This window comes from Aminobacter sp. BA135, from assembly GCF_050859125.1.
In the GTDB taxonomy this organism is placed as follows: domain Bacteria; phylum Pseudomonadota; class Alphaproteobacteria; order Rhizobiales; family Rhizobiaceae; genus Aminobacter; species Aminobacter ciceronei.
Genome location: NZ_CP139572.1, coordinates 717,804 through 739,326, shown reverse-complemented (window position 1 = coordinate 739,326; position 21,523 = coordinate 717,804). Strand labels below are relative to the sequence as shown.

Genomic DNA, 21,523 nt, shown 5'->3' with positions numbered 1-21,523 from the left:
TATCGGCGAGGGCTGAGATCACATGGCGATGGACGCAGAGATCAGGAAGCCGGCGGCCGCCTCCAAGCGGCCGCGCGGGCGTCTGCTGTTTCTCGACCGGACCCGGATTCGCCTGAGCCGCCTGCTCGGCCATTATTTCTTCTCGAGCCTGACCCGCCGCATCCTGTTCCTCAACCTCGCCGGTCTGGCGGTGCTGGTGGCGGGCATCTTCTATCTCAACGCGTTCCGCGGCGCGCTGATCGAGGCACGCGTCGAAAGCCTGATGACGCAGGGCGGTATCATTGCCGGCGCCATCGCCTCGTCGGCAACGGTCGAAACCGATGCCATCAGGATCGATCCGGAAAAGCTGCTCGAGCTGCAGGCCGGCGAAAGCCTTGGCCCCGGCACCGACCAGCTCGACAGCCTCGATTTCCCGATCAATCCGGAGCGTGTCGCGCCGCTGCTGCGCCGGGTCATCTCGCCGACCCGCACCCGCGCCCGCATCTACGACCGCGACGCCAACCTTTTGCTCGACTCGCGCCACCAGATCCTTCGCTACGACCTGCCGCCGGTGGAGGAAGAAGAGCCGACGCTGATCGAGCGGGCGCAGAAATTCATCTTCGACTTCTTCGTCGACAGCTCCCTGCCGGTCTACAAGGAACAGCCGGGCGGCAATGGCGCTGCCTTCCCGGAAGTCGTCCAGGCTCTGACCGGCGGCCCCGCGACCATCGTGCGCGTCAGCGAGCAGGGCGAGCAGATCGTCTCCGTCGCCGTTCCGATCCAGCGTTTCCGCGCCGTGCTCGGCGTGTTGATGCTGTCGACCGAAGGCGGCGACATCGACAAGATCGTGGCGGCCGAGCAAAAGGCCATTCTGCGCGTCTTCGGTGTCGCGGCACTGGTCACCGCCATCCTTTCGATGGTTCTGGCCTCGACGATCGCCACGCCCCTGCGCCGCCTCTCGGCTGCAGCCAATCGCGTCCGGCGCGGTAGCAAGAACCGCGACGAGATTCCCGATTTCTCGGATCGCCAGGACGAGATCGGCAACCTGTCGGTCGCCGTGCGCGACATGACCAACGCGCTCTACAACCGTATCGAAGCGATCGAGAGCTTTGCTGCCGACGTCAGCCACGAGCTCAAGAACCCGCTGACCTCGCTGCGCAGCGCCGTCGAGACCTTGCCGCTGGCCAAGAACGAAAACTCGCGGGCGCGCCTGATGGAGGTCATCCAGCATGACGTGCGCCGCCTTGACCGACTGATAACCGACATTTCCGACGCTTCGCGCCTCGATGCCGAACTGGCCCGCGAGGACGCCAGCAGGGTCGATCTCAAGAAGTTCATCGGCGACCTGGTCTCGGTGTCGCGCGAGAGCGGCCGCCACAAGAAGCCGGTCGAGATCGAATTCACCCCTGCCAAGCTGCCGGCCGGCGTGAAGAACTACAATGTCGCCGGCCACGATCTGCGCATCGGCCAGGTCATCACCAACCTGATCGAGAATGCCCGCTCCTTCGTTCCCGACGAACATGGCCACATCGCCATTTCGCTTGCACGCGTCGGCAAGTTCAACGTCATCACCGTCGAGGACAACGGTCCCGGCATCAGGGCCGAAAACATCGACCGCATCTTCGAGCGCTTCTACACCGACCGGCCCGCCGGCGAAGCCTTCGGCCAGAACTCCGGCCTTGGCCTCTCGATCAGCCGCCAGATCGTCGAAGCCCATGGCGGCACGCTGACGGCCGAGAACATCACCGGCACCAAGCCGGGCGAGCTCAAGGGTGCGCGTTTCATCGTCGCCTTCCCGGCCGAAAGCTGATCCGTGGCGCCGACCAACATGCATGCGACGGCGATAGTACTCGGCGATCGCGGCGTGCTGATTGCCGGACCGTCGGGCTCCGGCAAATCATCACTGGCTCTTGCGCTTGTCGAAAAATTTCGCGCCGGCAACCGTTTTGCCCGGCTGGTATCCGACGATCAGGTTTTCCTGTCGGCCCATCAGGGTCGGCTCGTCTGCCGTGCGCCGTCAACGATCGCCGGTCTCATTGAAGTCAGGGGCGGCGGCCCAATCCCCGTCGAACATGAGGCTGCGACAACGGTCGACCTGCTTGTCAGGCTGGTTCCGGCCAGCGCGGTGGAGCGGCTGCCCGAGGACGCAAGTGAGCTTCTCCTGGGTTGCAAAGTGCCAAGATTGATGCTCGCGGAGCGCGAAATCGCCGTGGCCACACCCGCGCTGCTGGCGCTGCTCGGCGCACGATTTCTAGTCTGAGGCTGCCCAACATTTTTGCTGCATTGCGTCAAAATGGCATGTCGTGCCGTAAATTGGGGCTTGTAAACGCCCTCGCCGTCGACAAGATAGCGCTCCCGCCCCCAAGGCGGCAAAAATACTGCGCGGCTGTGAAAGGGCCATGACGGGAGCCATGACAGAATGATCGGACTCGTGCTTGTGACGCACGGTCAACTGGCTGAGGAGTTCCGCCATGCCGTGGAACACGTCGTCGGACCGCAGGAAAACTTCGAGACCGTCTCAATCGGCGCCGATGATGATATGGCGCAGCGCCGCAGCGACATCATCAACGCCGTTGCCCGCGCCGACACCGGCACCGGCGTCGTCGTCCTGACCGACATGTTCGGGGGCACGCCGTCGAACCTCGCCATCTCGGTGATGGAGGCCGGCCGCGTCGAGGTCATCGCCGGCATGAACCTGCCGATGCTGATCAAGCTGACCAGCGTGCGCAAGGCCGACAACATGTCCGGCGCGCTCGACGAAGCGCAGGCGGCAGGACGCAAATACATCAACGTTGCAAGCCAGGTGCTGAGCGGCAAATGAGCGGCATGCCCTACTCGCCCGAGAAGGGCCACGTCGTCCGCGACCTCGCCATCGTCAACCAGCGTGGCCTGCATGCGCGCGCTTCGGCGAAGTTCGTGCAGATCGCCGGCGAGTTCGAAGCCTCGATCAGTGTCGAAAAGGACGGCATCTCGGTCGGCGGCACCTCGATAATGGGCTTGATGATGCTGGCCGCCAGTCCCGGCTGCACGATCCGGGTGACCGCAAGTGGACCCGAGGCCGACCAGGCGATGGAAGCGCTTGCGACACTCGTCGCCGCGCGTTTTGGCGAGGAGTGCTGATCGCCCGGGTTATCTGCCCAGTGACATGCACGAATAAAGATTTCTTTATGTCCCATTGTCGATGACGGCCTGATCTGGTAGTCAGGCCGATCTTTCGCGCGCCCTCTCAAGCCTCCCGCTTCGGCGCGCAGCAAACAGGAATCGGAGCAAGCCATGACGGGTAGCAAGGATTATCTGGTCGCCGACATTTCGCTCGCCGGCTGGGGTCGCAAGGAAATCGAGATCGCCGAAACCGAAATGCCGGGCCTGATGGCCTGCCGCGAGGAGTTCGGTGAAGCCAAGCCGCTCAAGGGCGCACGCATTTCCGGCTCGCTGCACATGACCATCCAGACGGCGGTGCTGATCGAGACGCTGAAGGCTCTCGGCGCCGACATCCGCTGGGCCTCGTGCAACATCTTTTCGACACAGGACCACGCCGCTGCGGCGATCGCCGAATCTGGTATCCCGGTCTTCGCCGTCAAGGGCGAGACGCTCGAGGAATACTGGCAGTACACCGACCAGATCTTCCAGTGGACCGATGGCGGCGCCACCAACATGATCCTCGACGATGGCGGCGACGCCACCATGTACATCCTGATCGGCGCTCGCGCTGAAGCAGGCGAAAACGTGCTGTCCAATCCGGGCAGCGAAGAGGAAGAAATCCTGTTCGCCCAGATCAAGAAGCGCATGGCCGAGACGCCGGGCTTCTTCGCCAAGCACAAGGCTGCGATCCGCGGCGTCACCGAAGAGACCACGACCGGCGTCAATCGTCTCTACCAGCTGCAGAAGAAGGGCCTGCTGCCCTTCCCGGCGATCAACGTGAACGACTCGGTCACCAAGTCGAAGTTCGACAACAAGTATGGCTGTAAGGAATCGCTGGTCGACGGCATCCGCCGCGGCACCGACGTCATGATGGCCGGCAAGGTCGCCGTCGTTTGCGGTTACGGCGACGTCGGCAAGGGTTCGGCTGCCTCGCTCCAGGGCGCCGGCGCCCGCGTTAAGGTCACCGAAGTCGATCCGATCTGCGCGCTGCAGGCGGCGATGGACGGCTTTGAAGTCGTCACCCTCGAAGATGCTGCCCCCACCGCCGACATCGTCATCACCACGACCGGCAACAAGGACGTTATCACCCTCGACCACATGCGCCTGATGAAGGACATGGTCATCGTCGGCAACATCGGCCACTTCGACAACGAGATCCAGGTTGCCGCGCTGCGCAATCTGAAGTGGACCAACGTCAAGCCGCAGGTCGACATGATCACCTTCCCGGGTGGCAAGCGCATGATCCTTTTGTCGGAAGGCCGTCTGCTCAACCTCGGAAACGCCACCGGCCATCCGAGCTTCGTCATGTCGGCGTCGTTCACCAACCAGACGCTGGCCCAGATCGAGCTCTGGACCAAGCCCGGCGAGTACAAGAACGAGGTTTACGTGCTGCCCAAGCACCTCGACGAGAAGGTTGCGCGCCTGCATCTCGACAAGCTCGGCGCCAAGCTGACCACGCTGAGCGATGAGCAGGCTACCTATATCGGCGTGACGCCAAAGGGTCCGTTCAAGCCGGAACACTACCGCTATTAACCATAGCGAAATTAGCTACTAGATATTGAAGCCGGGCGATTGACTTTCGCCCGGTTTCTTTTTTGGGGGCTCGCCTGCTTCACGTCGATTCGCCTAAGCGGTATGGTGACATGATTCGTCACGCGCCCATTCTTGGCGGGAATTTCGGGCGCTACGGGGCGGTCTTGCAGTCGGGCGGCACAGAGGAAACAAGACATGCCGGGGGAATACCCGCTTCCAGCGGGACAGGCCGTCTCCGGCGGCCACGAGGATTCGCAGAACGCGACCGCAGGCCGCTCCTGGCATGCCTTGCGGCGTGTGGGCGGTTGGGCGGCGTGCGCGGCCCTTGCCACGACTGCGATTTGCACGCCTCTCGGCTTCGCCCACGCCCAGCAGGCATCGATTGCCGGCCTGCCCGTGAGCACCGTTGAGGTCATCCAGCTTGCCATGTTCGTCGGCGTGATGGGCGCTGCCTTGATCTCGGCAATCGCGCTGATCCGCGAGAAGGGCCGCATCAGCGCCGAGAATGTCGAGCTGCGCGGCCGCGTTGCCGATCTCAATGCCTCGCTGCAGCGGTCCGAGGCCCTGCTCAATTTGCGCGACCAGCGCGTCATCGTCTGGGCCAACGAGAACAAGAAGCCCGAACTCGTCGGTTCGCTGCCGATCGAGACAGGGGCCCCGGATGATCGTGCCGCCTTCCTTGGCTTTGGCCGCTGGCTGATGCCGCGTTCGGCCGCAGCGCTCGAAAACGCCATCGCTGCCTTGCGCGACAAGGGCACGGCCTTCGAACTGATTGCCGAGACCCACGCCAATGCTGCGCTCGAGGTCCATGGCCGCAAGAGCGGCGCCCATGTCATCGTCCGCTTTGTCTCGATTTCCGAAGCGCAGCGCGGGCAGGCCCGGTTGAAGCTCGAAAACCAGCGCCTGAGCGCCGAATACGAGACGCTGATCGGCCTGATGGACGCAATCGACATGCCGTTCTGGATGCGCGATGCCGACGGCCGCCTGAAATGGGTCAACAAGGCCTTCGCCAAGGCCGTCGAGGCGGTGGATTCGTCCGCCGCCATTCGTGACGGCAAGGAATTTCTCGGCACCCAGTCGCGCGAGGCGATCGTCCAGCAGCACCTGACGCGGCCGCTGTTCCAGCAGACTCTGTCGACGGTCATCGATGGGGACCGCAAGATGTTTGCCGTCACCGATCTGGTCGGCAAGGAAGGCTCGGCTGGCATCGCCGCCGACATGAGCGCTGCCGACGCCATCCGCGAGGAATACAGCCAGGTCGTGCGCAGCCATGCCGACACGCTCGACCAGGTTGCCACCGCCGTCGCCACCTTCGACGCCGGGCAGAAGCTGCGCTTCTACAACAACGCCTTCCAGAAGCTCTGGGATCTCGACGCCGGCTACATTTCGAGCGCGCCCGACAATGCGCTGCTGCTCGACCGCCTGCGCAGCGAACGCAAGCTGCCTGAGCAGCAGGAATGGCGCCGCTGGAAGGAGAACCTGCTGTCGGCTTATCGCGCCGTCGATCCGCAGGAGCACCTCTGGCACCTGCCCGACGGCCGCACCATCCGCGTCGTCGCCAACCCGCAGCCCAAGGGCGGCGTCACCTGGGTGTTCGAGAACCTGACCGAGCGGATCGATCTCGAAAGCCGCTATACGACAGCCGTGCGTGTGCAGGGCGAAACCCTCGACAATCTGGCTGAGGGCGTCGTTGTCTTCGGCCCCGATGGCCGTATCCGCCTGTTCAATCCGGCCTTCGGCCAGCTCTGGGGCGTCTCCCCCGAGGTGCTGCGGCAGAACACGCATATCTCGGCCATCCGCGCCGAATGCGACACGCGTGCCGACAACAGCCCGTGGGGCGATTTCGTCTCCGCCGTCACCGGCTTTGACGAGCGCAGCGACCGCCATGGCCAGACCGAGCTCAAGAACGGCTCGGTGCTGCAGCATGCCGTCATCCACCTGCCCAACGGCCAGGTGATGCTGACCTTCGTCGACGTCACCGACAGCGTCAATGTCGAGCGCGCACTGAAGGACAAGAACGAGGCGCTGCAGCGCGCCGACCAGATCAAGAACGAGTTCGTCCAGCACGTCTCCTACGAGCTGCGTTCGCCGCTGACCAACATCATCGGCTTCACCGAGCTGTTGTCTTTGCCCGGCACCGGTCCGCTGTCGCCGCGCCAGCGCGAATATGTCGAGCATATCGGCTCGTCGTCGGGCGTGCTGTTGACCATCGTCAACGACATCCTCGACCTCGCCACCGTCGATGCTGGCATCATGCAGCTCGACATCTCCGAGGTGCATGTCCACCGCGCCATCGAGGCTGCCGCTGAGCTCGTCGCCGACCGGCTGGAAGAGCACGCGATCAAGCTCGCCATCGAGATCAAGGGCGCGCCCAAGAGCTTCAACGGCGACGAGACCCGTGTGCGCCAGATCCTCTACAATCTGCTCAGCAACGCGGTGAACTATGCGCCGGCTGCGAGCACCATCACGCTTGCCTGTCGCCAGCGTGCCGAGGGCATTGAATTCTCCGTCCATGATGACGGCCCGGGCATGCCGCCCGAAGTGCTCGACACCATGTTCCAGCGCTTCGAATCCCGCGTCAACGGCGGCCGCAAGCGCGGCGCGGGCCTTGGCCTGTCGATCGTCAAGAGCTTCGTTGAGCTGCATGGCGGCACCGTCCGGATCGACAGCGGCAAGGATCTTGGCACGACCGTCATCTGCCTGTTCCCAGACATGCCCGCCGGCGTCCGGGTCGCGGCGGAGTAGCAGGTTTGACGACGGCCAGATCGCTGGAACGGCACCTGCCCGACGAGGCCGCCACGACGCAGCTGGGCGAGGACCTCGCCATGGCGGTGCGGCCTGGCGACGTGTTCCTGCTCGACGGCGATCTCGGCGCCGGCAAGTCCACTTTGGCGCGCGGCCTGATCCGCGCCCTGGCCGCCGATCCCGCCCATGAGGTGCCGAGCCCGACATTCACGCTGGTCCAGAGCTACGACACGCCTGTCGCCGTCCATCATTTCGACCTCTATCGCCTGTCCTCGCCAGAGGAGCTGGAAGAGCTTGGTTTCGACGAGGCGGTGAACTCGGGCGTGGCGCTGGTCGAATGGCCTGAGCGCGCCACTGATGCCATGCCGGCAACCAGCCTGCGCATCGCGTTCCAGCATGAGGGCGATGGCCGCCGCATCACGATTACAGGCGATGGACCGGCCTTCGACCGTGTCGCCCGTTCACTCGCCATGCGCGACTTCCTCGTAGCCTCAGCGTGGAGCGATGCTCATCGCGCCCGTTTCATCGGCGACGCCTCGGCGCGGTCTTATGAGACGGTGACCAGGGAAGGCCATGCACCGCTGGTGCTGATGAACTCGCCGAGACTGACGCTCGGTCCGCCCGTGCGTGACGGCAAGCCCTACGCCGAGATCGCGCACACCGCCCAGAGCGTCGCCGCCTTCGCCGCCATCGATCGCGCGCTTGCCGCCGGTGGCGTCACCGTGCCGGGCATCGTCGCCCAGGACCTCGACCAGGGTTTCGTGCTGCTCGAACATCTCGGCTCAGGCGCTTTCCTCGATCCCGGGGGCAGGCCGGTCACCGAGCGCTACGCAGCTGCGGCAGAACTGCTGGCAATGATTCACGGGAAACATTGGGACGACCGGCTGGAGGCCGCGCCCGGTGTCGTCCACCAGGTGCCGCCCTTCGACCGTGACGCTTTGATGATCGAGGTCGAGTTGCTGGTCGAATGGTATGTGAAGGCGGTCACCGGTGCGCCCGCTTCGGCGGAGCTGTGCGACGGCTACCGCGCAGCCTGGAACGCCGTCTTCGACCGCCTCGCCGACAAGCAATATGGCCTTGTCCTGCGCGACTACCATTCGCCAAACATCATCTGGCGTGGCGATCGCCATGGCCACGACCGCCTCGGCATCGTCGACTTCCAGGACGCGCTGATTGGCCCCGTCGCTTACGACGTCGCGTCACTCGCCATGGATGCGCGGGTGACCGTGTCGCCTGACATCGAGCGCGGCACCGTCGATGCCTATGTCGCCGCGCGACATGCTGCCGGCAGTTTTGACGAGATGGCCTTCCGCGAAGCCTACGCCATCATGGCGGCGCAGCGGAATTCGAAGATTCTCGGCATTTTCGTTCGCCTCGACCGGCGCGATGGCAAGCCGCAATATCTCAGGCACCTGCCGCGTATCAGGGACTATCTGCACCGCTCGCTCTCACACCCGTCACTTGCGGAACTGCGCGATTTCTACCGCGACAACCGCCTGCTCGAGGAATTCTGACGCGTGAATGGGCCTGCCAAAAATCCCTCCGTCGCCATGGTTCTGGCCGCCGGTCTCGGCAAGCGCATGCGGCCGATCACCGATACGATTCCCAAGCCGCTGGTGCGCGTGTCTGGCAAGACCCTGCTCGACTGGGGTCTCGACAGCCTCACCGAGGCGGGCGTCGAGCGAGCCGTCGTCAATGTCCACTATCTGCCCGACCAGATCGTCGAGCATGTCGCTTCCCGCCAGGCGCCGCGCATCGAAATCTCCGACGAGCGCGACGGACTGCTCGATTCCGCCGGTGGCATCGTCAGGGCGCTGCCCCGGCTTGGCGCAGCACCGTTCTACATCGTCAACGCCGACACCTTCTGGATCGATGAAGGCGTGCCCAACCTGACCCGCCTCGCCCTTGCCTGGGATGCCGGGCGCATGGATATTCTGCTGATGCTGGCGGACCTCGAACAGGCGACCGGACACTCGGGTGGTACCGACTTCCTGGTCGCGCCGGACGGAACGTTGAGCCGCGCCAGGGGCGCGCCCGACGGGCTTATCTATGCCGGTGCTGCGATCGTCCACCCACGCCTGTTCGCCGCTGCACCCGAGACGCCGCATTCGCTCAACCGCTATTTCGACGAGGCGATTGCCAGTGGTCGGCTTCACGGCATGCGCATGTCGGGCAGCTGGATCACCGTCGGCACGCCCGATGCCATCGCACCTGCCGAGGCCGCGGTGAAGAGGGCATTGGCGGAGGCGCAATGAGCGGCCGCGCGTCGCCACGCGTCTTTTCCATACCGCCCGGCACCCCCTTCCTGCCGACGCTGGCGGCGTCCCTGCTCGACGGCAGCCTGATCCCCGACTTCCGCTTCGACGGCGATCCGCTGGCGCTGGCCGACGTCACAATCTACGTGCCGACGCGCCGCGCTGCGCGTGCGCTGCGCGGTGTCTTCGTCGATGCCGGCGGCGGCAGCTCGGCGATCCTGCCTGTTATCAAGCCGCTCGGCGAGTTCGACGAGGACGAGGCTGCCTTCGAGACCGAAGGCGCCGGTGCGCTCGACCTTGCCCCGCCGGTTTCCGCCACCGACCGCCTGCTCCTGCTCGCACCTTTGGTGCGTGCCTGGAAGCGCCGTCTTCCCGCCCATGTCGCGGCGCTGTTCGAGGAGGAGATCGTCGTGCCGGCCTCGGCTGCCGACGCCATCTGGCTGGCCCGCGATCTCGCCGGGCTGATGGACGAGATCGAGACCGAAGGCTCCGACTGGTCGCGGCTAGCCGGCCTGGTGACCGGCGAGCTGTCCGGCTGGTGGCAGGTGACGCTCGACTTCCTCTCCATCGTCACCGGCGCCTGGCCGGAAATGCTGAAGGAGCGCGGCAAGTCCAATCCTGCCGCCCATCGCAGCGCCCTGATCCGCCTCGAAGCCGAGCGGCTGAAGCGCAACCCGCCCGCCGGACCGGTCATCGCGGCGGGTTCCACCGGCTCGATCCCTGCTACTGCCGAGCTGCTCGCGGCCATTTCGCGCCTGCCGCGTGGTGCAGTCGTGCTTCCCGGACTGGACGCCACGCTCGACCAGCGCGCCCATGAGACGATCACCGAGATCGGCGCCAGGGCCTCGGTGCTTGGTCATCCCCAGTATGGCCTCGCCAAGCTGATCGGCAAGATCGGCATCCTGCGCGACGACGTCGACGAACTGGGCGCGCCGACCGGTGCCATGGCCCGCCGCGCGGCCGTCGTCGGCGAAGCGCTGCGGCCGGCCGAGACCACCGACGCCTGGGCCGAGAAGCGCAGCGACGCCGACGACCCCGAGATCGCCGATGCCTTCGCCGGCGTAACACTTCTCGAAGCCGCGCATGAGCGCGACGAGGCGGCGGCTATCGCCATCGCGCTTCGCCAGGCGGTCGCCCAATCGGGCCATCGCGCTGCCCTGGTCACCAGCGACCGCAACCTTGCCCGCCGTGTCGCTGCGGAGCTTCGCCGCTTCGGCATCCAGGCCGACGATTCCGGTGGCGTGCCGCTGGCCAACACGCCGCCGGCAGCCCTCCTGCGTACCATGCTCGCTGCCGCCTTCCGTCCGGGTGATCCGGTGGCGGTGCTGTCGCTGCTCAAGCATCCCTTGCTGCGCCTTGGCCAAGAGCGTTCAGCCGTCCGGCGTGCTGCCGAGACCATCGAACTCGTCGTGCTGCGTGGTGGCGTCGGCCGGCCTGACATTGCCGGGCTCGCCGAGGAATTCGAGGCCAGATTGACCAGCATGGGTGGCGCGTCGCGCAGGCCGTTCTGGTTCGACCGCATCAGCGTGCGCCGCATCGAGGAAGCCCGGGACATAGCAGGCAGGCTCGTCTCTCGCCTGGCGCCGTTGTTCGCCTTTCGTGGCGATGCAGAGGTCGACCTCGCGGCGATCGTCCGTGCCACCGTCGAGGCGCTGGAAAATCTCGGACGCGACGAGCATGGCGGCCTGGGCACACTCTATGACGGCGATGCCGGTGCCAAGCTCGCCGAGGCGCTGCGCTCGCTGGTCGCAGCACAGGCGTCGTTCAGTTTCGCCGCCGCCGAGTGGCCCGACGTCATGGACGCGCTGGTGGCGCCCGAGGCGGTCAAGCCGGCGCAAGGTGCCGATCGCGCCATCGCCATCTGGGGTGCGCTCGAAGCCCGCCTGCAGACGGTCGATACGCTGGTCATCGGCGCGCTGAACGAGGGCACCTGGCCGCGCAAGGCAGAGGCCGACCGCTTCATGTCGCGCGTCATGAAGACGGGCATCGACCTCGAACCGCCGGAACGCCGCATCGGCCTCGCCGCCCATGATTTCCAGATGGCGATGGGCGCGAAAAACGTCGTGCTGTCGCGTTCCGCCCGCTCGGGCGATGCGCCCGCCGTGCCGTCGCGCTGGCTGCAGCGCCTGCTCACCTATCTCGGCCCCGACCACGCGGCCGTCTTGCGCAAGCGCGGCGAAAACCTGCTTCACTGGGCGCGCCAGCTCGATGCCGGCCAAAAGACCGATTTCGCTACCCGTCCGGAGCCCAGACCGCCGGTGGAGGTCAGGCCGCGCCGCTTCAGCATCACCGAGATCGAGACACTGCGCCGCGATCCCTATGCCGTCTATGCCCGGCGTATCCTCGGCCTGTCGGCGATCGACCCGCTGGTGCGCGATCCCGGTGCCGCCGAGCGGGGCACGTTGTTCCACGATATCCTGCACCTGTTTTCGGCGACCATCGTCGATCCGCGTGATCCCGCCGCATTCGACGCACTGATCGCCGCCGGCCGCCATTGCTTCGCCGAGGCGGCCCTGCCCGCCGACGTCGAGGCCGTCTGGTGGCCACGCTTCGAGCGACTGGCGGTCAACATCCTGGAGTGGGAGCGCAGCCGCGCCGACGCCGTGGTTTCCCGCCACGCCGAGGAAGGCGCCTCGGCCGTCGAAGTCGGGCTCAGCGGCGCGACGCTGTCCGGTCGCGCCGACCGTGTCGACGTGCTTGCCGGCGGCATGGCAGACATCCTCGACTACAAGACCGGCTCGTCGCCATCCAAGGCGCAGGCGCACACGCTGATCGCGCCCCAGCTGGCGCTCGAAGGCGCGCTTCTGCGGCGCGGCGCCTTCCGCGAGCTTGGTAAGCGCGAGCCCTCGCAGCTGGCGTTCGTCCGCCTGAAGCCGAATGGCGAGGTGTTCGAAGAATCGATTCTCGAGCACAACCGTAAGCCAAAATCAGCCGTCGAACTGTCCGAAGAGGCCTGGGAGCGCCTGGAGCAGCTTTTGCTGCACTACAACGATCCGACGACGGGTTATCTCTCTCGCGCTCTGCCCTTCCGCGAAGGCGAGACCGACGGCGACTACGACCATCTCGCCCGCGTGCTCGAATGGTCGGCTGGCGGTGATGGCGGTGCGGAGGGCGAGGAATGAAGAAGACATTCTTCGTCCCGACTGAAACCGCCGAGCGGCAGGCGCGTGCCTCCGATCCGGGCAATTCGGTCTGGGTCTCGGCCAATGCCGGCTCGGGCAAGACGCACGTGCTGTCGCAGCGGGTGATGCGGCTTTTGCTGCGTGGCACCGATCCATCGAAGATCCTGTGCCTGACTTATACTCGCGCCGCCGCCGCCAACATGTCGAATCGCGTCTTCGCCAACCTGTCGGAATGGACGATGTTGGCCGACGCCGAGTTGGCCGCACGCATCACGGCACTCGACGGTGTCCGCCCTGACGCTGCCAAGCTGCGCCGCGCGCGCCGATTGTTCGCCGAGGCTCTGGAAACGCCGGGCGGGCTGAAGATCCAGACCATCCACGCCTTCTGCGAGTCGGTGCTGCACCAGTTCCCGCTCGAGGCCAACATCGCCGCCCATTTCGAGATGCTCGACAGCCAGATGGAGGCGACTTTGTTCGCCACTGCGCGGCGCGACATGGTCACCGGCGCCGGCGAGCACAATCCCGAACTCGCCGAGGCCTTCGCCAAGGTGCTGGAGCGTGGCGGCGAGGCCGGGCTCGATGCGCTGCTCGCCGAGATCGTGCGCAAGCGCGATGGGCTGCGCGCCTTCATCGCCCAGGTTCAAGACTTCAATTTCGAAGCGCTCTACGAGGAGTTCGGTTTTTCGCCCAGGGACAGTGCCGAGGCCATCGCCGCTTCGATCTGGCCGCTGCCGGGCTTCGAGCCGACCTTCTTCAACGAGTTCGCCATAGCAGCCGAAGCCACAGACGCGCGCAGCGTGCTGAACAATATCCTGCCTTACGCCCGGCTCGCCTATGCCGAGGCCGACCCCATGCGCCGGCTGTCGCTTCTGTGCAATGCCTTCCTCAAGGCCGACGGCGATCCGTACAATCCGTCCAGCGCGTTCAAGAAGGCTTTGCTCGACCGGCTGCCAGATTTGCCCGAGCGTTATGCGGCGACGGCAGCGGCCATCACCGAGGCAGCCGACCGGCTCGCCCATTTTCGCATGCTGGAGGCAACGCAGGCGGCACTGACGATCGCCGACTGGCTGATTGCCCGCTACGAGCGGCTGAAGACCGGCCGCGGCTTCCTCGATTTCAACGACCTGATCACTCGCACCGTCAACCTGCTTGCGCGCCCCGACGCCGGGCCGTGGGTGCAGTACAAGCTCGACAAGGGCATCGACCACATACTGCTCGACGAAGCCCAGGACACCAGCCCCGACCAATGGGAAGTGGTGAAGCGGCTGGCGGAAGAGTTCTTCTCCGGCTTCAGTGCCCGCGACAACGTTCACCGCACCGTCTTCGCCGTCGGCGACGAGAAGCAGTCGATCTATTCGTTCCAGGGTGCCGCGCCCGAATCCTTCGACAACTCCAAGCACGAATTCGCCGGCCGCATCCGTGATGCCGATGCCCGTTTCGAGGACGTCACGCTGACCTGGTCGTTCCGCTCGACAGACGACGTGCTGTCGGCCGTCGACCGTGTCTTTGAGGAGACCAGCGTCCGTCGCGGCGTCACCCGCGCGCCCGAGCCGCCGAGCCATAAGGCGATCCGCGCCGGGGCGGCAGGTTACGTCGAGGTCTGGCCCTCGGTCGGCGCCGATGCCGTCGACGAGCCCGACGACTGGCGCAAGCCTATCGACCATGCTCATGCGCCTGCCGTGGTGGTTGCTGAACAGGTCGCCGCCACCATCCGCAAATGGCTCGACGAGCGTGAGGTCATCGAAGGCACTGGCAAGCGCCTGCGCGCGGGCGACGTCATGGTGCTGGTGCGCAAGCGCGACCGCTTCGTCCATGCGCTGTCGCGGGCGCTGAAGCGCCGCGACATTCCGGTAGCCGGCGCCGACCGGCTGAGCCTGCCCGGCCATATCGCGGTAAAGGACCTGATCGCGCTTGGGCGCTTCCTGATCCAGCCGGAGGACGACCTGTCGCTGGCCGCCGTGCTGCGCAGCCCGATCTTCGGCCTGTCGGAAGATGCGCTGTTTGTGCTCTCGGCCAATCGGGGCAAAGGAAGGTCGCTGATCGCCTCGCTGCGCGATCATGCGACGAGAGATACTGTTTTCGCCGAGGCGGCCGCCGTCCTTGAGGCCTGGGCGACCGAGGCTGCCTTCCGGCCGATCTTCGAGTTCTATTCGGGCGTGCTGTCGGGCGGACCCAGCCGCGACGGCGTGCGCAAGAAGATGATCTCGCGCCTTGGCCAGGAGGCCGGCGACATTCTCGACGAGTTCCTGAATTTCTGCCTGGCCGAGGAGCGCACCGGCCTGCCCGGTCTCGAATCCTTCCTGTCGACGCTCGAAAGTGCCGGCCCCGAGATCAAGCGCGAGATGGATCAGACGCGTGACGAGGTCCGCATCATGACCGTACACGCCGCCAAGGGTCTGGAGGCGCCGGTGGTGTTCCTCGTCGACAGCGGCTCGGCCCCGTTCAGCGATCAGCATTTGCCGCGCCTGATGCCGTTCGTTCCGCAAGGCCGACGCTGGCAGGGCAAGGGTTATCTCTGGCGTGCCGGCGCCGATGTCGCCAACGCCTTCTCGAAGGGTGCCAGCGCGTTGGCCCGCGATCTCGCCGACGACGAATACCGGCGCCTGCTTTATGTCGGCATGACCCGCGCCGAGGACCGGCTGATCATCTGCGGTTATCACGGCAAGCGCCAGCCCGGCCTCAACACCTGGCATTCGATTGTCAGCCGTGCGTTGTCGGTGGCGCCCGAAAGCGCAGAGCGCGGCCATCCCGTCATCACGGACAGGCCTGTCCACCGCTTCCGCGTCACGCCATTGCCCGCAACGCCTTTGTCGGCGCCGGAACCGGCGGCCAGCGAGAGGGCCCGCATCGAGCCCTTGCCGGAAAGCCTTTATGGCGCGCCGCCGGCCTTCGAGGATTTGCCGCGGCCGCTGTCGCCGTCGGGCGCTTCGGCGCTGATCGAGGAGACGCAGGAGGCCGTGATCTCGGGCCGCTCGCCGGTGCTCGACGCCGAGGGCGAGCCGGGCTTTGCCATCGCCCGCGGCTCGGCCTTGCACCGGCTGCTGCAGATGCTGCCGCGGCTCGACGCCGAGATACGCCAGTCCGCCGCCGAGCGCTACCTCGTCCGTGTCGGCCAGGACTGGCCGGAGGCGGAGCGTGCCAGCGCGCTCGCATCCGTGCTTGCAGTCCTCGATGACCCCAGGTTTTCGCCGCTGTTTTCGCCCTCCTCGCGCGCCGAAGTGTCTGTTATGGGCAGCCTCGACGTCAGGGGAAAGCCGCGCTCGGTTACCGGCAAGATCGACCGCCTGGCGGTCACCGACAAAGAGGTGCTGATCGTCGACTACAAGACCAACCGCCCGCCGCCCGCCTCGTTCGAGGCTGTGCCGAACGCCTATGTCGTCCAGCTCGCGCTCTACCGGGCGCTGCTGCGGCCGCTCTATCCCGGGAAGACGGTTGCGGCGGCTCTGCTGTTCACCGAGGCGCCGCGGCTGATCGCCGTACCGGCCGAGGCGATGGATGCCGCCCTTGTTCGACTCACCCAAGCGTGACACAACAGGTGCTTGACCAAGGGTCCGCGCACTACCACATATGGCGCGACAGACAACTCCAAGAGGATCGCATCATGGCCACCGTCAAGATCGACAACAGCAATTTCAAGTCCGGCGTGCTCGAGGCCAAAGAGCCCGTCGTCGTCGATTTCTGGGCTGAATGGTGCGGCCCCTGCAAGATGATCGGCCCGTCGCTCGAAGAGATTTCCAACGAGCTCGCCGGCAAGGTCAAGATCACCAAGGTCAACATCGACGAGAACCCCGAGATCGCCGCCCAGTTCGGCGTGCGTTCGATTCCGACGCTGATGATCTTCAAGGACGGCGAAGTTGCCGACATCAAGGTCGGCGCGCTGCCGAAGACCGCGCTGTCGCACTGGATCAGCGGCAACGTTTGATCGCTCGCATCATGCAAATGAAAAGCCCGGCTTTGGCCGGGCTCAGACTGCTGACAAACCCCTGGCGAGAGTTGGGGGTTTGTGATTCAGTGTGTGATGTTGAAGCGAGCTGGCCCTGAACAAACCGCACTTGAGATCGTCACGCTTGATCAACTGGTTCCAGTTGATCACCTTCTGCGCAAGATCGATGGTGTTATCGATTTCTCGTTCATCCACGATCTGACAGCGCCGCTTTACTGCGCCGACAATGGTCGCCCGCCACTCGGGTCGCCCGCCACTCGATCCGACCTTGATGTTCAAGGCGCTGTTCATCGGCTACCTGTTCGGGGTGCGCTCGGAGCGGCAATTGGTGCGAGAGATCGAGGTCAATGTCGCCTACCGGTGGTTCCTGCGGCTGAAGCTGACGGACAAGGTGTTCGACGCCTCGACATTGTCGCAGAACCGCCGCCGGCGCTACCAGGACGAGACGATCGCGCAGGCGATCTTCGACCGCATTGTCGAGCAGGCGATCGGGGCAGGCTTGGTCGACGGCACGGTGCTCTACACCGACAGCACGCACCTGAAGGCCAATGCCAACAAGGGCAAGTACGACCTTGCCATGGTCGCCAAGTCGCGTGCCGACTACTGGGGCGAACTCGACCGGGCGATCGATGCCGAACGGGCGCTGCACGGCCAGAAGGCGCTGAAGGAGCAGGAGCGGCAGCCTGCGGTGAAAGAGACGAAGGTCTCGCGCACCGATCCTGAGGCAGGCTATATGGTGCGCGAGGGCAAGCCGAAGGGCTTCTTTTATCTCGATCACCGCACGGTGGATGGCGGCTTCGGCATCATCACCGACACGTTTGCCACGCCGGCCAACGTGCATGACTCGATCGTCTATCTCGACCGGCTCGACCGCCAGGTGGAGCGTTTCGGCTTCGACGTCACGGCGGCGGGGCTGGATGCCGGCTATGCCACGCCAGGCATCGCCAAGGGCCTGGAGGACAGGAACATCCAGGGTGTCGTCGGCTATCGCAACCCGCCCCGGCCAAAGCCTGGCAAGATGAGGAAGGGCGCTTTCGTCCATGAGCCGGACCTTGACGGCTATCGTTGCCCGCAGGGCCAGTTGCTCACTTACGCCACCACCGATCGCGGCGGTTATCGCCACTACAAGAGCGACCCGACGATCTGCCGCAACTGTCCGCTGCTGGCGTCTTGCACATCAAACGCCAAGGCCGAGCGCACCATCACGCGCCATGTCTGGCAGGATGTCCGCGAGCGGGTCGATGCCAACCGCTTAACCGCATGGGGCAAGGCGATCTATCGACGCCGCAAGGAGACGGTCGAGCGATCCTTCGCCGATGCCAAGCAGCTCTTCGGCCATCGCTATGCACGCTTCCGAGGGCGAACACGCGTCGCCTGCCAGTGCCTGATCGCAGCCGCCGCCCAAAACATGAAAAAGATCGCAATCAGCCTCTGGCCAAAGCCAAAACCAAGCCTCGCATGAGGCCAAAGCGGGCTCGCAACGGCCCTGGCATCTGCTCCCCGAAATCAATCCAAAAGCTCAATCAACCCACAAAACAAAACCCCGCCGAAATTCGACGGGGTTCGTCAGCAGTCTGAGCCCGGCTTTGGCCGGGCTTTTTTTGTATCTCGAATGGACCGCTGGACAGGCGCCCTCAGGTCGGCGGCGTGCCGTTGGCCGCCAGCACCTCGCCCACCAGATAGAGCGAGCCGCCGATCAGGATGCGCGGCGCCGGTTCGTTCTCGTCCCAGGTATCGCGCAAAAGCATCAGTGCATTGGCAACCGAGCTCACCGGCTCGGCCGACAGCCCGGCCTCGGTGGCGCGCACAGCCAGTTCCTCGTTGGGAACGCCGGCATCGCTCATCGTCACCGGCACGGTGTAGACATGGCGCGCCATGCCGTGGAACGGCTTGAAATAACCGGTCTGGTCTTTGGTGTTGATCATGCCGGAGATCAGGAACAGCGGGCGCGGGAACTTCTCCTCCTGCTCTGTCAGGGCTTCGGCAATGACGGTCCCGGCGCCGGGATTGTGGCCGCCGTCGACCCAGACCTCGGCGCCCTTCGGCGCCAGCTCGCTGAGTGCGCCCTGCGGCAGGCGCTGCATGCGACCGGGCCAGGTCACCGACGCCATCGCCTTGTCGGCGGTGCGTTCGTCGACCGGGAAGCCGGCGGCCTTCACCGCGGCGATCGCGGCGGCTGCATTGGCGAACTGGTGACGTCCAGGCAGGCGTGGCGGTGACAGGTCCAGCAGGCCCGTCTGGTCCTGGTAGATCATGCGGCCGTTTTCCTCGAAGGCGACGAAATCCTGGCCATAAACCTCAAGTGGGCAATTGAGCCGCTCGGCGGTGTCGATCAGCACCTGCTGTGCCGCCTCGGTCTCCTGCGCGCCGACGACGACAGGGCAGCCGCGCTTGATGATGCCGGCTTTCTCGGCGGCGATCAGCTCGACCTTGTCGCCAAGATAGGCCTCGTGGTCCATCGACACCGGCATGATCACCGACACCGCCGAGCGCTTGATGACATTGGTGGCGTCGAAGCGCCCGCCAAGCCCGACCTCTATGATGCAGGCGTCGGCCGGATGCTCCGAGAACAGAACGAACGTGACGGCCGTGAGGATCTCGAAGACGGTGATCTTCTCGCCGCGATTGGCTTCGCCGACGCGGCGTACGGCATCCGCTAGCACGTCGTCGGCGACAAGCTTGCCGCCGCCCGGCGCTGCCAGGCGGTAGCGTTCGTGCCAGTTCACCAGATGCGGCGAGGTGTGGACATGGACCAGCAGACCTTGGGCTTCGAGCAGCGCGCGCGAGAACGCCGCGCACGAGCCCTTGCCATTGGTGCCGGCGATATGGATCACCGGCGGCATGTGGTTCTGCGGATTGCCCAGCCTTTCGAGCAGCCGGGTGATGCGGTCGAGCGAAAGGTCGAAGCCCTTCGGATGGAGCGCCAACAGGCGCTCGATTTCGAGATCGGCTTCGAGCGTGGTCATGGCATTTCCTCGGGCGCTACGCTGCTGCTGTCGTATCAGGCCTGCGGGCGGCGTTCCGGCACCGGCACGACGGGTGGCAGAATCTCGGCTTCGACAGCCTTGGCCGCCACCGGTGCCTTGGTCAGGATCTTGAGCAGGTTGGCAACCGTCGATTTCATCTCGAGCCGCGACACCACCATGTCGACCATGCCGTGGTCCATCAGGTACTCCGAGCGCTGGAAGCCCTCAGGCAGCTTCTCGCGGATGGTCTGCTCGATGACGCGCGGACCGGCGAAGCCGATCAGCGCACCGGGCTCGGCAATGTGGACGTCGCCCAGCATCGCGTAGGAGGCGGTGACGCCGCCAGTCGTCGGATTGGTCAGCACCACGACATAGGGCAGGCCGGCTTCCTTGAGCCGGTCGACTGCGACAGTCGTGCGTGGCAGCTGCATCAGCGACAAGATGCCTTCCTGCATGCGCGCGCCGCCCGAGGCAGCGAACAGGACCAGCGGACGCTTCTTCTCCAGCGCAACCTCGAAGGCGCGGATGATGGCGTCGCCTGCGGCCATGCCGAGCGAACCGCCCATGAAGGCGAAGTCCTGCACGGTGACGACGACGGGCAGACCCTCGATCTTGCCGGTGCCCGACAGGATCGCGTCTTCGAGACCGGTCTTGGTCTTGGCGTCCTTGAGGCGGTCGACATAGCGCTTCTCATCGCGGAACTTCAGCGGGTCGGTCACGACCTTGGGGTTCTCGATGATCTCGTAGCGGCCGTCGTCGAAGAAGAAGCGCAGCCGCTCCTTCGCCGAAATCTTCATGTGATGGCCCGAAGACGGGATGACGTACTGGTTTTCCTCGAGGTCCTTGTGGAACACCATCTCGCCGCTCTCGGGATCCTTGATCCAGAGATTGTCGGGCATTTCCCGGCGGCCAAGCATCGAGTTGATCTTGGGGCGGACGTAATTGGTAATCCAGTTCATGGCAGTGGTCCTCTTCGAGCCCAGGACATGGGGTATTTATTGGGCGGGAGCAAGGCGTGCGGCGCGAACGCCTTGGGACAAGCCGGTAACCAGCGTCGCCACGGCTTCGGCCGGGTCGGCGGTCTTTTCACCCTTCGGGCCCAGGACGTTGGCCACGGCATTGACGATCGCTGTGCCGACGACCACGCCGTCGGCCGATGCGCCGATGGTGCGTGCCTGCTCGGCGGTCTTGACGCCAAAGCCGACACAGACGGGGAGATCGGTGTGCGCCTTAATGCGGTTCACCGCCTCCGCCACCTTGGTCGTGTCAGCCAGCGCCGAGCCGGTGATGCCGGTCATCGAGACGTAGTAGACAAAGCCCGACGTGTTTTCGAGCACCTTCGGCAGGCGCTTGTCGTCGGTCGTCGGCGTTGCCAGGCGGATGAAGTTGATGCCGGCCTTGAGTGCAGGGATACACAGTTCGGCGTCCATCTCCGGCGGCAGGTCGACGATGATCAGCCCGTCGATACCCGAGGCGACAGCGTCGGCCAGGAAGCGGTCGACGCCGTAGATGTAGATCGGGTTGTAATAGCCCATCATGACGATCGGCGTGTCGTTGTCGCCCTGGCGGAACTCGCGCGCCAGTTTGAGCGTCTTGGCCAGCGTCTGGCCGGCCTTCAGCGCGCGCAGGCCGGCGGCCTGGATCGCCGGGCCATCGGCCATCGGGTCGGAAAACGGCATGCCGAGCTCGATGACGTCGCTGCCCGCCTTGGGCAGTGCCTTCATGATCGACAGCGAGGTTTCGTAGTCAGGGTCGCCGCCCATGAAATAGGTCACGAGCGCCGGGCGTCCTTCGGCCTTCAGCTTTGCCATGCGGCGGTCGATGCGGGTGGTCGTCATG

14 protein-coding genes and 1 pseudogene are annotated in these 21,523 nt (G+C 65.4%); 12 read left to right on the top strand and 3 right to left on the bottom strand.

Annotation, left to right across the window (positions count from 1 at the left end):
* Positions 1–28 precede the first annotated feature (28 nt).
* From SLT36_RS03525 to SLT36_RS03470, 12 genes and pseudogenes are all read left to right on the top strand, one after another.
* Positions 29–1,789 (top strand): stimulus-sensing domain-containing protein, encoded by a 1,761-nt coding sequence (locus SLT36_RS03525; RefSeq protein ID WP_432288232.1) that lies wholly within the window; start codon positions 29–31, stop codon positions 1,787–1,789.
* Positions 1,790–1,792: 3 nt separating this feature from the next.
* Positions 1,793–2,239, top strand: a complete 447-nt coding sequence (locus SLT36_RS03520) for an HPr kinase/phosphorylase (RefSeq protein WP_432285856.1) — start codon at positions 1,793–1,795, stop codon at positions 2,237–2,239.
* A gap of 159 nt (positions 2,240–2,398) precedes the next feature.
* Positions 2,399–2,800, top strand: a complete 402-nt coding sequence (locus SLT36_RS03515; RefSeq protein ID WP_432285855.1) for a PTS sugar transporter subunit IIA — start codon at positions 2,399–2,401, stop codon at positions 2,798–2,800.
* Positions 2,797–3,099, top strand: a complete 303-nt coding sequence (locus SLT36_RS03510; RefSeq protein WP_067955743.1) for an HPr family phosphocarrier protein — start codon at positions 2,797–2,799, stop codon at positions 3,097–3,099. Before SLT36_RS03515 ends, SLT36_RS03510 begins: the two co-directional genes overlap by 4 nt.
* A gap of 153 nt (positions 3,100–3,252) precedes the next feature.
* Positions 3,253–4,653 carry an adenosylhomocysteinase gene (gene ahcY, locus SLT36_RS03505; RefSeq protein WP_432285853.1) on the top strand — a complete coding sequence of 467 codons (1,401 nt, stop codon included), beginning with the start codon at positions 3,253–3,255 and terminating at the stop codon, positions 4,651–4,653.
* A gap of 195 nt (positions 4,654–4,848) precedes the next feature.
* A complete protein-coding gene (locus SLT36_RS03500) occupies positions 4,849–7,398 on the top strand; it encodes an ATP-binding protein (RefSeq protein ID WP_432285852.1) in 2,550 nt (849 codons plus the stop codon).
* Positions 7,399–7,403: 5 nt separating this feature from the next.
* Positions 7,404–8,912, top strand: a complete 1,509-nt coding sequence (tsaE, locus tag SLT36_RS03495) for a tRNA (adenosine(37)-N6)-threonylcarbamoyltransferase complex ATPase subunit type 1 TsaE (protein WP_432285850.1) — start codon at positions 7,404–7,406, stop codon at positions 8,910–8,912.
* Positions 8,913–8,948: 36 nt separating this feature from the next.
* Complete coding sequence (locus SLT36_RS03490; RefSeq protein WP_192319765.1) at positions 8,949–9,653, top strand: nucleotidyltransferase family protein; 705 nt, start codon at positions 8,949–8,951, stop codon at positions 9,651–9,653.
* Positions 9,650–12,775 carry a double-strand break repair protein AddB gene (gene addB / locus SLT36_RS03485; RefSeq protein WP_432285849.1) on the top strand — a complete coding sequence of 1,042 codons (3,126 nt, stop codon included), beginning with the start codon at positions 9,650–9,652 and terminating at the stop codon, positions 12,773–12,775. The genes SLT36_RS03490 and addB overlap by 4 nt, the downstream gene beginning before the upstream one ends.
* Positions 12,772–16,302 (top strand): double-strand break repair helicase AddA, encoded by a 3,531-nt coding sequence (gene addA / locus SLT36_RS03480; RefSeq protein WP_432285847.1) that lies wholly within the window; start codon positions 12,772–12,774, stop codon positions 16,300–16,302. The genes addB and addA overlap by 4 nt, the downstream gene beginning before the upstream one ends.
* A 74-nt stretch (positions 16,303–16,376) precedes the next feature.
* Positions 16,377–16,697: a thioredoxin gene (trxA, locus tag SLT36_RS03475; protein WP_067955731.1), complete on the top strand. Its 321-nt coding sequence runs from the start codon at positions 16,377–16,379 to the stop codon at positions 16,695–16,697.
* A 96-nt stretch (positions 16,698–16,793) separates the two neighbouring features.
* Positions 16,794–18,180: pseudogene (locus SLT36_RS03470) on the top strand (IS1182 family transposase).
* A 172-nt stretch (positions 18,181–18,352) separates the two neighbouring features.
* On the opposite strand, the gene SLT36_RS03465 reads toward SLT36_RS03470, so the two are convergent.
* Genes SLT36_RS03465 through trpA form a run of 3 tightly spaced genes read right to left on the bottom strand, consistent with a single transcriptional unit; the run spans position 18,353 to position 21,522 of the window.
* Complete coding sequence (locus SLT36_RS03465; protein WP_432285846.1) at positions 18,353–19,684, bottom strand: bifunctional folylpolyglutamate synthase/dihydrofolate synthase; 1,332 nt, start codon at positions 19,682–19,684, stop codon at positions 18,353–18,355.
* Positions 19,685–19,719: 35 nt separating this feature from the next.
* Entirely contained in the window at positions 19,720–20,643 is a 924-nt protein-coding gene (accD, locus tag SLT36_RS03460; RefSeq protein WP_432285845.1) for an acetyl-CoA carboxylase, carboxyltransferase subunit beta, read from the bottom strand.
* A 36-nt stretch (positions 20,644–20,679) separates the two neighbouring features.
* A complete protein-coding gene (gene trpA / locus SLT36_RS03455) occupies positions 20,680–21,522 on the bottom strand; it encodes a tryptophan synthase subunit alpha (protein WP_432285843.1) in 843 nt (280 codons plus the stop codon).
* Between the last annotated feature and the right edge of the window lies 1 nt (position 21,523).